General features: G+C 36.0%; 9 protein-coding genes. All 9 read left to right on the plus strand.

The annotated features are described in order from the left end of the window. The first annotated feature begins 450 nt into the window (after window positions 1-450). Window positions 451-1,659, plus strand: a complete 1,209-nt coding sequence (locus A4245_RS00510) for a M20 metallopeptidase family protein (protein ID WP_067724611.1) — start codon at window positions 451-453, stop codon at window positions 1,657-1,659. Between the two features lie 13 nt (window positions 1,660-1,672). Continuing rightward, window positions 1,673-3,265, plus strand: a complete 1,593-nt coding sequence (locus tag A4245_RS00515) for an ABC transporter substrate-binding protein (protein WP_067724613.1) — start codon at window positions 1,673-1,675, stop codon at window positions 3,263-3,265. 76 nt (window positions 3,266-3,341) lie between these two features. After that, the gene (locus A4245_RS00520; RefSeq protein ID WP_234402315.1) at window positions 3,342-4,256 is read left to right on the plus strand and encodes an ABC transporter permease; all 915 of its coding nucleotides are present in this window, start codon (window positions 3,342-3,344) and stop codon (window positions 4,254-4,256) included. A gap of 46 nt (window positions 4,257-4,302) precedes the next feature. After that, window positions 4,303-5,142, plus strand: a complete 840-nt coding sequence (locus tag A4245_RS00525; protein WP_234402316.1) for an ABC transporter permease — start codon at window positions 4,303-4,305, stop codon at window positions 5,140-5,142. 90 nt (window positions 5,143-5,232) lie between these two features. Next, complete coding sequence (locus A4245_RS00530; protein ID WP_067724619.1) at window positions 5,233-6,219, plus strand: ABC transporter ATP-binding protein; 987 nt, start codon at window positions 5,233-5,235, stop codon at window positions 6,217-6,219. Beyond that, on the plus strand, window positions 6,216-7,247 hold the full coding sequence (locus A4245_RS00535; RefSeq protein WP_067724621.1) for an ABC transporter ATP-binding protein: 1,032 nt from the start codon (window positions 6,216-6,218) through the stop codon (window positions 7,245-7,247). The genes A4245_RS00530 and A4245_RS00535 overlap by 4 nt, the downstream gene beginning before the upstream one ends. After that, the gene (locus tag A4245_RS00540) at window positions 7,228-7,926 is read left to right on the plus strand and encodes a hypothetical protein (protein WP_067724623.1); all 699 of its coding nucleotides are present in this window, start codon (window positions 7,228-7,230) and stop codon (window positions 7,924-7,926) included. Before A4245_RS00535 ends, A4245_RS00540 begins: the two co-directional genes overlap by 20 nt. Beyond that, a complete protein-coding gene (ggt, locus tag A4245_RS00545) occupies window positions 7,916-9,418 on the plus strand; it encodes a gamma-glutamyltransferase (protein WP_067724624.1) in 1,503 nt (500 codons plus the stop codon). The genes A4245_RS00540 and ggt overlap by 11 nt, the downstream gene beginning before the upstream one ends. A gap of 143 nt (window positions 9,419-9,561) precedes the next feature. Then, window positions 9,562-11,994: a golvesin C-terminal-like domain-containing protein gene (locus tag A4245_RS00550; protein ID WP_067724626.1), complete on the plus strand. Its 2,433-nt coding sequence runs from the start codon at window positions 9,562-9,564 to the stop codon at window positions 11,992-11,994. Window positions 11,995-12,132 lie beyond the last annotated feature (138 nt).

Consider the following 12,132-nt stretch of genomic DNA (forward strand, 5'->3'; position numbering starts at 1 on the left):
ACATGTCAAGAGTGGTAAATTCTGATGGCAGTATTCAGGCTAAAAGTAAAGTGCTGAATTTTAGCCGTTTATTTGGTGAATTTTTCTAAACGAGAACTCCTTACATCAAATACCATAATTCTTCCAGTTTGCTCTTGGTCATGTATTAATGAATTGATTATAGATAAAATAAAATTTAAATTATAGCTTCAAGCCCCAAGAATATTCCCCGTCATTTTTTTACTCTGTAATAAATATTCAGTAAAATAATGGCGGGTTTATCTCATTAAGATTCTCAATTTTAAAGGAATTAAAGTTAGAAAATTATATTCTGAAAATTTAAGTAAATTATTGACAGTTGATGACATAAAAAAAGACATATACCATTAGTTCAAGGTTGATGGCGCCATTACACCTCATATGCAAATTATAAAATGAAACCGATTTCAAGATGTGGAGGAGGTGTGGGGAATGAATGAACTTTTATATAAAACAAAAAAAATGGATTTGGAGGTAAGGAGGTGGAGAAGAACTTTACATCAATATCCAGAATTGGGATTTGAAGAATTCAATACTTCTAACTTTATCTTAAGAAAGTTGAACGAATTCAATATCAATAATGTGAAACGAATTGCAGGTACGGGTCTAGTTGGGTTGATTAAAGGAAAAAAGGAAGGTCCTACCATCCTATTACGAGCTGATATCGATGGATTACCTATTAATGATGAAAAGAAAGTGAATTATGCTTCCAAAGTAAATGGTAAAGCTCATCTTTGTGGACATGATGCACATACGTCCATTTTACTGTGTGCTCTTAAGGTAATTAAAGATCATGGTATTGAAAGAGGTAATGTGAAGTTTATTTTTCAGCCAGCGGAAGAGGGATTAGCTGGAGCAAAAAAAGTAATCGAAGAAGGTGTTTTAGAGAATCCTAAGGTTGATACAGCTGTCGGATTACATGTATATCCAAATGAAAAAACAGGGAGAGTTGCAATTTGCCCGGGTCCTTGCACATCTTTTTCAGATAGGTTCAATCTTACAATAATTGGAAAAGGAGGGCACGCTGCTCATCCACATATGGCTGTTGACGCGTTAGCTATTGGATCGATCATTGTAAATGCATTACAACAAGTCGTAAGTCGTCAAATTGATCCTCTTAGTCCTAGTGTTCTAACAATCGGAAAGATAAGTGGTGGTTCAGCCTACAATGCTATAGCGTCGTCTGTAACATTAGAGGGTACTGTAAGATTGCTAGATGAGAGTTTGAGGTATGAAGTAAAACAGAAAATTGAGGATATAGTAAGGGGAATATGCAGCAGTTTCGATGCTACATTTGAACTTAACTATCATCATGGCTATCCTTCTGTTGTAAATGATGAGGCACTAATACCGAAATTTAAACAAACAGTCAGCCAAATTTTAGGAGAAGATAGTTTCTCGATTATAAATCCATCGATGGGTGGAGAAGATTTTTCATATTATACGCAAAAGGTTCCGGGCTTATTTTTTAGACTTGGTACAAGATGTAATGAAGAAACATCTTATCCTCTTCATCATCCAAAGTTTGATATAGACGAAGAAGCACTTTCGCTAGGAGCTGCATTACTATCACAATATGCTTTGAATTTCTTGCATCATCATGATAGTCATCGAGACGAAAAAATAAATTTAATTAATTAATAGGGGGAGTACAATGTTGAAATCTATAAAGGTTTTTACACTCATATTTCTAGTAGTTGTATTAGTTGCATGTAATGGAGGGCAAAGTTCAACCTCTACCTCTAGTGGTAGTACAAATGAAGAAGCTGGACAAAATAGTAATGAAGTGGAAGAAAGTAATAATGAGGAAGATCGGACACTAGTAATTGGTATTCCTACTGATATTAAATCCTTTGACATCCATGACCATAACCAAATCATCACAGAAGCTGTCCATATTAATATTTTCAGTTACTTACTTAAACGTGATAAGGAGATGGAGGTTCAACCTGACCTTGTAAAAGACTATAAAGTCATAGACGATGAGGTTTGGGAGTTTGATTTAAAAGAAGGAGTTACTTTCCATAATGGAGATGTTTTAACTGCTAATGACGTTAAATTTACATTAGAAAGAGTTGCCAAGGATGAAGCGTTAACGGAACATTCTAGATTGAAAGTCATTAAGGAAGTAAAGGTGTTAGATGACCATAAATTTCAGATCATTACTGATGGCCCTCAACCAACGTTAATCAATCTTCTTTCACGCATTGGGTCTGGGATACTGCCACAAAAATATATTGAAGAGAATGGTTGGGACCATTTCTTAAGCAATCCGATTGGCTCAGGTGCCTTTAAGTTTGTAGAATGGCGCCGAGATGATCGTATCATTTTAGAACCATACGAAAATTATTATGGAGGAAATATCCAAGATGTTGACCAGGTTGTATTCAGAGTTGTCCCTGAAGTAATGACTCGTATTAATGAGCTTATAACAGGAGGTGTTGACATAGTTACTGACTTAACCCCTGACGATATAACAAGAATAGAGGATGCTGAGGGAGTTTCAGCAACATCTGCTCCATCCCAACGTGTAGCTTTATTAGGGATACAACATAGAGAAGGTTATGTCACTTCTGATCCTAAAGTGCGTGAAGCCATAGAGTTAGCTATTGATAATGAAGCAATTACAGAGCACGTGTTAAAAGGAGAGGCAACACCTACTCGAACGAGAGTTACTCCGGGAAATTTTGGTTCAAACCCGGATTTATTCAATACACAACTATATGATATTGAAAGAGCAAAACAGTTGTTACAAGAAGCAGGGTACCCAAATGGTGTAGATATTACTCTTACAGTTCCAAGTGACCGTTATTTAAAGTCAAAAGAAGTAAATGAAACAATTGCCGCTATGCTAAAGCAAGCTGGAATTAATGTGAATGTTCAATTTGTTGAATATAGCCGTTTTGTTGAAATGCGTAATACTGGTGATTTTGGAGATCTATATTTCGCAGCTTATGGTAACTCATTATTTGATGGTTCAATTGCTCTTGAGGAATTTGCTACAGAAACAGGAAAAGAGCGTGCAGGATATGAAAATCAAGAAATAGCCGATTTATGGAATGAAGCCCATACAAATATGAACACTCAAGTTCGAAGCAAGCAATATCAAAAAATACAAGAAATTGTAGCAGAGGAGAGACCTCACCTATATCTATATCTACAAAATGAAGTATACGGGACTAGTGATAAGGTGAATTTTACTCCTAGAACTGACAGTATGATTGTCATCGAAGATTTTATTCAATAATTATTTCATAATTTACGAGAGGAATGATTTTAACTCAATTCCTCTCGCAAATATTCTAAAAAGGTGGTGAATGTATTTGACTTACATTATTAGAAGGTTATTTCAAGTTATCCCAGTCTTAATTATTGTTTCTTTTTTAGTCTTTCTATTTGTCTATCTTTCAGGGGATCCTGTCGCCTTAATGTTACCGGAAGATGCATCACAAGCAGAAATTGAAAACATGCGTAAAGTGCTGGGACTCGATAAACCATTCATCGTACAATATGGTATTTTTCTTTTAAATGCGGTAAACGGAGATTTTGGTCAATCGTTTATATACAAACAAGAAGCACTAGGAATTGTATTAGAACGATTGCCAGCTACCTTTGAACTAATGATTGCATCGATTATTGTTTCTACGATTATTGCGATTCCATTAGGGGTGTGGTCAGCGATTAGAAGAAATACATTTGTCGATTTGTTTATTAGTAGCTCATCTATATTAGGTAAGGCAATGCCAAACTTTTGGTTGGGGATGATGCTGGTATTATTGTTTTCAGTTACATTGCAACTGTTACCGGTATCTGGAAAAGGTACTATATATCACTTGATATTGCCAGCAATTACAGCAGGAACAGCCATGGCAGCTCAATTAACTAGAATGTTACGTTCGCATATGATAGAAGTACTTAGTCAAGATTATATTCGAACAGCCCGTAGTAAGGGGTTAGGAAGTTTTGTGATCATTTTTAAACACGCATTAAGAAATTCTATGTTGCCTGTTATAACGATCATCGCACTCCAAATTTCTACATTAGTTGGTGGTGCACTTATAACAGAGACAGTGTTTTCTTGGCCTGGTTTAGGGCAATTAATTATACAAGCAATACATGCAAGAGATATGGCAGTAGTTCAAGCATGTGTCCTTGTAATCGCTGTATTTGTTATAGTAGTAAATCTGTTAGCGGACCTATTATACCGGGTTGTAGATCCTAGAATTAAGTACAATTAGGGAAGGTGCACAAATGTTCATTAACTTATCTAAAAGGAAAACCCTCATGAAATGGGTAAAAATGTTACTTGTAAGTAAAGTAGGTTTAATAGGAGTTATTATAATCATACTTTTTACATTTACAGCGATATTCGCTCCTTTGATTGTTCCTCATGATCCTACTGAGGTGAATCTTGGAAAGAGTTCTTTACCACCCATTTGGTTAGACGGAGGAGAAAGTACTTATCTATTGGGTACTGATAATTTGGGTAGAGATGTTTTTAGTAGAATCATTTATGGCTCACAAATTTCTATGCTTGTTGGTGTGTGTTCAGTTTTGGTTGCTGGGCTAATTGGGATACCAGTAGGGTTAATCTCTGGTTACTATGGTGGTTTGGTAGACAGCTTACTAATGAGAATAGTAGATTCCCAAATTGCTATTCCCAGTATACTATTAGCTCTTGTAATTCTTGGCTTTATGAACCCAACATTACTAACTATTATTTTTGTAATTGGTGTATCAAGTTGGATCGCCTACGCAAGAGTGGTACGAAGTGAAGTATTAAGCTTAAAAGAAAGGGAATATGTTAAAGCGGCTAAGACAATGGGAGTAAGGCATTCATTTATTATGACGAGACATTTGCTGCCAAATGTATTTTCGTCAATCATTGTCATATCGACGATAAATGTAGCGACAAGTATTATTACAGAATCATCTTTAAGCTTCTTGGGTCTGGGTCCTCAAAGTATATCTTGGGGTTCGATTTTAAGTGAAGGTAGAGATTATCTCGCCACTAATTGGTGGGTTGCAACATTTCCTGGAATTGCAATAACAGTAACGGTATTAGGTATTATATTATTTGGGGATTGGCTACGTGATGTGCTGGACCCACGTACTGAAGTGTAACGGATAATATTCAATATCCTTATGAAATAGACTCTGCTAAAAAGAGATTTTGGATTTCATCCTTATGGAGTACCAAGGAGGGCGTAAGCCGTGAGCAAGTTATTACAGATAAATAATTTAAAAACTGTATTTTATACAGAGGAAGGTCAAGTTCCATCGGTTGATAATGTTTCACTAGACATAAAAAAAGGAGAAACAGTCGCAATTGTAGGAGAGTCGGGGAGTGGTAAAAGCGTTACGGCTTTATCCATCTTGGGTTTAGTGCCGTCCCCAGGGAGAGTCGTAACTGGAGAAATCCTATATGAAGGTAAAGATTTGCTTAAAATGACTGATAAAGAGATAAAAAAGATTAGAGGAAACGAAATATCTATGATATTTCAAGAGCCCTTATCTGCCTTAAACCCTGTCCTTACTGTGGGGAAACAAATTCAGGAAAGTATCGAGCTACATCAAAAAAAGAAAGGAAAACGAGCAAAAGAAAAGGTAATCCAACTTTTAAACAGAGTAGGTATCCCAAGACCTGAAAAAGTCTACTACTCTTATCCCCATACGCTCAGTGGAGGAATGAGACAAAGAGTTATGATTGCAATGGCTTTATCGTGCCGGCCAAAATTAATTATAGCAGATGAACCTACTACTGCCTTAGATGTTACTACTCAAGCACAAATACTAAACCTCATGAAGTCACTAAGTGAAGAAGAAGGAACCACGATATTAATAATTACACATGATCTAGGAGTAGTGGCAGAGATGGCTGATCGTGTGGTTGTTATGTACGCTGGCCAAGTGGTTGAACAGTCAACGGTATATGATCTTTTTGAGAAACCGGAACATCCTTATACAAAAGGTTTACTTGATTGCACACCAAAGATTCATGGTGAGTCCGAAGAGCTGCTTGCGATAGAAGGAACGGTACCGACTATACAAAATAGACCTACAGGATGTAAATTTCATCCTCGATGTAAATTCACACATGAAAAATGTAAAGAAAAAGATCCAGAGCTATTTACAATAAAGGAAAAACAAAAAGTGCGCTGTTATCTTCATGAGAAAGTAATAGAGGAGAGATTAAAATGAATGATTTAATTAGAAAGAATGATGAAATATTGTTGGAATTAAAGAATGTTAAAAAATATTACGATATTTCGAATTCATTTTTAAAGAATAAATCCTATCTTAAAGCAGTTGATGATATAAGTCTTCGTGTACGAAAGGGGGAGACGATTGGTATAGTTGGCGAATCTGGGTGCGGGAAATCTACGCTGGGCAACCTTATCATGCAAATGCTTCCGCTAACAGAAGGCCAGATTTTATTTGAGGGCGAGGATATGAGTAATTTATCGGCAAATCAATTAAGAAAAAAAAGGTTAGATTTCCAAATGATCTTTCAAGATCCTTTCTCTTCATTAAATCCACGTATGAAGGTACTCGATATTATAGCAGAGCCTTTGAGAACATACCGAATTGCAAAAGGTGAGGAGCTTGAAAACAAGGTTTATAGTTTGATGGATTTAGTAGGGCTCAATAAAAGTCAGGCATACCGATACCCGCATGAATTTAGTGGAGGACAGCGTCAAAGAATTGGTATAGCACGGGCATTAGCGCTAAATCCAAAACTAATTGTATGTGATGAACCTATCTCCGCATTGGATGTCTCCATTCAGGCTCAGATATTAAATTTATTATCAAATCTTCAAAAGAAACTGGGCTTAACCTACATTTTTATCGGTCATGGTATACCGGCAGTCAAATATATCAGTGACAGAATTGCGGTTATGTATATGGGGAAGATTGTAGAAATTGCCGATAAAAATGAAATTGTTAAAAACCCTAAACATCCTTATACAGAAGCATTGCTATCAGCTATACCTGTACCAGACCCAAAATTAAGGGGTAACAAAAAACAGACGGTTATAGAAGGGGATGTTCCTAACCCAGTAAATCCTCCTAGCGGTTGTCGTTTTCATACTCGATGTCTTTATGCTGAGGAAAAGTGTAAAAGAGAAGAGCCTCAAATGAAAAGGTTACACTCGTACCACCAATTTGCATGTCATTATCCTATTAACCATCAAGGAGGTAAAGAGTTTGAAAACGGAACTGCTTAAGTCCATCGCTAGTGCCTATGAAAGTCAATTCGCACTTAATGATTATAAAGGAAATATATTAGCTAAGCATTCTTATGAAAAAAGCTTTGGCTCTATTCCAATTTTGTTATCTATGCCCCACAGTGTAGCTCAAATGCGGAATGGAAAATTAAAAGATTCAGATGATTATACTGGAGCAATTGGTTTATTTACCCAAAAACTTTTAGACTGTCATTGTATATATTCAACCAGAACATCTGAGGAAGATCCTAATTACGTGATCGAAGGGAAATATAAGATAGAGTTAGAGAAAATCATAAAGAAAGGCAATATTAAGTTTGTGATAGATCTACATGGAGCATCGTCAAAAAGAAACTTTGATATAGATTTAGGAACTATTCATGGAAAAACAATGAGTAGCAATACTATTAATGAAATCAAAGAGATTTTCAGTAACAATGGCATCATGAATGTTCTTGAGAATGAAATGTTTGCAGCGACACATAAAGGGACGATAACCTCATTTGTACATCATGAATTGAAGGTACCTTGTTTCCAAATGGAGATCAATAAAAAATTTAGAGATCCGTTAAATCGAATTGATTCATTTAAAATTTTAATAGCATCACTGGTTGATATGATTCATTATTTAAATTCTTATCATATCAATGATTTAAATGGTACTTCACATGAGAATTAACCATAAAAAAAAATGGTGTGGGGTTAGTGCAGCACATCCAAAGGCTGTTGACGTTGGTGTTGAAATTTTGAGAAAAGGGGGAAATGCCGTTGATGCAGCAATTGCTGTTTCTTATACGCTAGGGGTTGTGGAACCTTATGCATCAGGTATAGGGGGAGGAGGGGTAATGCTTATTCATTCTGTAAATGACAAACCGATATTTTATGATTATCGGGAAATGGCCCCTATATCTGGTGAAACTAGTAAAAGCATTGGGATACCTGGTTTTGTTTTAGGGATGGAGACGATACATTCGGAGAGAGGAACATACCCATTTGATCAACTTATTGAACCTTCCATTCTGGTAGCTGAGGAAGGATTTGAACTAAATGATATCCTCCATAGTAGACTGCAAGAAGCAAAACACTTATCTAAAATAAAACTACAGCAATTCTATTCTGATGAAACTCCTCATCCAATTGGCAGCATTATAAAACAAAAAAAATTAGCTTTAACGTTAAAGAAGATTAAAAGACATGGTTCAGAGTGGTTTTATAAAGGACCAATAGCAAAGGAAATTCATAACCTTATCAACGGGCAGGAAGTTTCTGATATTTACAAATATAAAGTAATAAAAAGGGAACCTGTTGTTGGTAGGTTTTTGGAATTTGAAGTTATATCAGCTCCTCCTCCCCTTGCTGGCGTTACGTTGATTCAGGCTTTACATATGGTTGAAAAAATGAAGTTGCATGAACATGCAGATGCTAGTTTTGAATTTATTTTAGGGTTAAGTCAGATAATGCAAAGGGTACATTTAGACCGCTTAAGTACAATGGGTGATCCGGATTTTGTTGACATTGATGCTTCAAAAATAATTAGCAGTGACTATATTGAGAATATGTTTTACGAGATTTATAAAACCCCTTTTGAAGTAGCCTCATCAAAAGAGAATAATGATTTTAACAATACTACCCATTTTACTGTGGTAGATAGAGATGGAATGATGGTTTCCGTTACGAATACAATCAGCGACTTTTTTGGTTGTGGTGAAAACATAGCAGGTTTCTTCCTTAACAATCAAATGAGAAATTTTACCAAAACGTCATCTTCACCAAATGTCATTAAACCCGGAAAACGCCCACATAGCAACATAGCGCCAACAATATTATGCCATAATAACAAACCTTTTCTTACAATTGGGTCAGCCGGAGGAAAAAGAATACCAACTATGCTGACTAGGATATTATTAAGGACATTGCAAAATAACTGGTCGCTTGAAAAGGCAGTAAAGAAGCCAAGAATTTTTGCCCATGACTACACTTTGTATTTGGAAGAGGATATAGATAGCCAAATCAAAAGTAGATTAACCAAGAATGGTTATAACGTAAAGTATCATCCAATTAATATATTTTACGGTGGTGTTCATGGATTAATGTTCGTAGATGAAGATAATGAATTAATCGGGGTCGCCGATCCGAGGAGAGGAGGCACCTCCGAAACATTGAAAATTTAAACTCTTTAAATGATATGTTTTAAAAGGAGGTGGTTAAAGGTTAATAAATGGATGGTGTATTGTAAACTTGATCATTTTAGTTCTTGGTGGAAGTATGCTTTTTCTTAGGCAAAAGTTATTTTCTTTGAAAAGGAGAGGGAGGAATGAAGATTAGAAATGTCTTAAATTTTATCGGTATAGCGACTATTTGTTTGGTTTTGATTATGACATTGTTCCAACCTAAAGCGTGGGCTTCAAGTTCAGCAATTGCTACAGGGAATTCGACAACAGACGGTCGTCCAGTAGCATGGAAGAATAGAGATCATTGGTCGACAAGCGACGGGTGGAAAGTTATACCATACCACTATCAAGCTGATGGCAGCTCATTTGGAGCTGGGGATCGTTATTTATCAAGTTTCAATTACTCAGGTGTTTCAGCAATTGGATCATCAGGAATTGATGAACATACAAGCATACAGATACCATGGGTTGGGGCAAATGACAGAGGGCTTGGACTCGTACAGGTTGCAGGGCATACTTTAACTTCAAGTTTTGCGGAAGATAATGGATTTCCAGTTTCACAGGATTTAGAAAATGGTATGAGAGCTGGCTACTTAAATCACATTATACTTTCTCGTGCTGAGCATATTGATGATGTTGAACAAATATTAAGAGATACAAATGATGGTGGTGGCTTTAATGGAAGCTTTGCCAGAAATACTTCTACTATTATAAGTGTATTTGATCGCTGGGGAAATGCAGCTACATTTGAGATTGATGGTGATAGTTTTACTCGTGATAATGTAACGGAAGAATATGCTCAAGATGCTAATGGATATTTCACGGCATTACATGATGATGATAAAGATACAACTAATCCGTTAGATGGTGAGTATAGTGGTTTTGATTGGAGAACTAATTTTTCAAAAGTTAATTGGACAAAATCAAATGGCTTTCCATATTTTGTTGATAATCAAGTTACAGATGTGGATGGTAATGGAAATATAACAAGTGAGGGTACAATTCCTGATGGTATACATGACTGGTCTTATTCATCAAGTGCTGTGAAACGATATCCAAGGGCAGGGATTCGTATGGATGACCCCCATTTAAAAGATTATCGCTACTTTATTCAGAAAGATGTTGGTTCATATGCATTAGGTGATAAAAATAGCATTGAAACCCTCTCAAGGAATATTGGGTATCTGCCTAGAGAGGAAAAGCCAACAGGTTGGCATTTAAATCGCTTTGTATCTACATTTGGAACTGTATTAGTTGGATCGAAAATCGATGATCCTTATGAAGGAAGATTAACTACGATTTGGGTAGCATTGGGAGAGCCAGCTGCGGGAATCTTTGTACCGATTTTTCCTTATGCAGGTGAGGTTCCTGAAGAACTAATGGATATGTACTCATCCATCAACGAAAAGCGTCGCCAAGTTTATGACTATACGGATGATAACGCCTGTGGCTATAGTTGCGGAAGAAACTCGGACCATGATATTGATACTTATGCGTTAACAGGTGAATATTATGGTGAATCAGGTGTTATGAAATATACGTTTGATATTGAAAATTGGGCTTTTGATCAATATGATAACTTTATGACTGAGCTTAGGGATGGATCAAGAACACTCAATGAATTAAAAAGTGATATGATTCAGTGGCAAAAGGCAGTTGCACAGCAAATGAAAGAGTATTATGAAAGTGAAACAAGTATATTCCCAGCAGTTGAAGATGCTTATGTTCGTTCTGATAATCCTGATAGTAATTACAATAATTTCTTAAGTGTACAGCATGATGATCGTATATCTTATCTAAAATTCAATTTAAAAGGAGTTACAGGAAAACCAATTCAGTCTATTAAATTAAGACTCACGGAAAGTGACAATGGTTTGGCAGGTGATACAAATTTCTTTGTTACAAAGACAACTTCCTCTTGGAATGAACAAACTGTTACTTGGAATACAAAGCCGAGTACAGATGGTAAAACATATGGGACATATAACGCGGGGCAGCTAAATGAAAATGAAGTGATTGACATCCCTCTAAATCCATCATTTATTGAACAAGGTGATGGAGAATATAGTATTGCCCTTGTCGGAAGTTCTGGTTCAATGGATGATGAATTTTCAATGAGGGAAACATTAAAAGGAGCAAAGATCATAGTGGAGTTTGGAGATCTCAATAATATTGAGCTTGATAATAGAGATGCAACGATGTACTCTGAATGGTCTAGTTCTAGTACCCAGCCGAATTATTATGGTGATAATTATTTATATCGATCAACAAGTGGAACAGGAAAAGAAGTTGTATGGACACCGTATATTACAAATCCAGGGAACTATGAAATATATTATTGGCTCCCAGACGGAACATCTAATAGAACAACAATGGCTCCATATACTATTAATTATTCTGGAGGATCCACAACGGTTTTTGTAGACCAGACTGTATCTGGAGGACGGTGGGTTCAACTTGGTAATACAGCATATCCTTTTGAGGCAGGAATTCATGGTAACGTAGAATTGAGTAGCAGTGCATCGGATGGGAAGTATGTAATAGCTGATGCAGTTAAATTTGTAAAAGTAAATTAAAGGGTTTTAACATCAAAATTGGGATGTCTACTAACCTGGATAGGAAGGCATCCCTATAAAACAAAAAGATTGATCAATTCATTAATGTAAAAAAATTTTTTGATAAAAATAATGGGATTCTGGGGTAAGACACTAAGA

Source organism: Oceanobacillus damuensis (assembly GCF_001618145.1).
Taxonomy (GTDB): domain Bacteria; phylum Bacillota; class Bacilli; order Bacillales; family Amphibacillaceae; genus Oceanobacillus; species Oceanobacillus damuensis.

Coding starts and splice junctions, on each gene's coding strand:
- A4245_RS00510 (WP_067724611.1), top strand. CDS start 451: ATGAATGAACTTTTATATAAAACAAAAAAAATGGATTTGGAGGTAAGG.
- A4245_RS00515 (WP_067724613.1), top strand. CDS start 1,673: ATGTTGAAATCTATAAAGGTTTTTACACTCATATTTCTAGTAGTTGTA.
- A4245_RS00525 (WP_234402316.1), top strand. CDS start 4,303: ATGAAATGGGTAAAAATGTTACTTGTAAGTAAAGTAGGTTTAATAGGA.
- A4245_RS00535 (WP_067724621.1), top strand. CDS start 6,216: ATGAATGATTTAATTAGAAAGAATGATGAAATATTGTTGGAATTAAAG.
- ggt (WP_067724624.1), top strand. CDS start 7,916: ATGAGAATTAACCATAAAAAAAAATGGTGTGGGGTTAGTGCAGCACAT.
- A4245_RS00550 (WP_067724626.1), top strand. CDS start 9,562: ATGAAGATTAGAAATGTCTTAAATTTTATCGGTATAGCGACTATTTGT.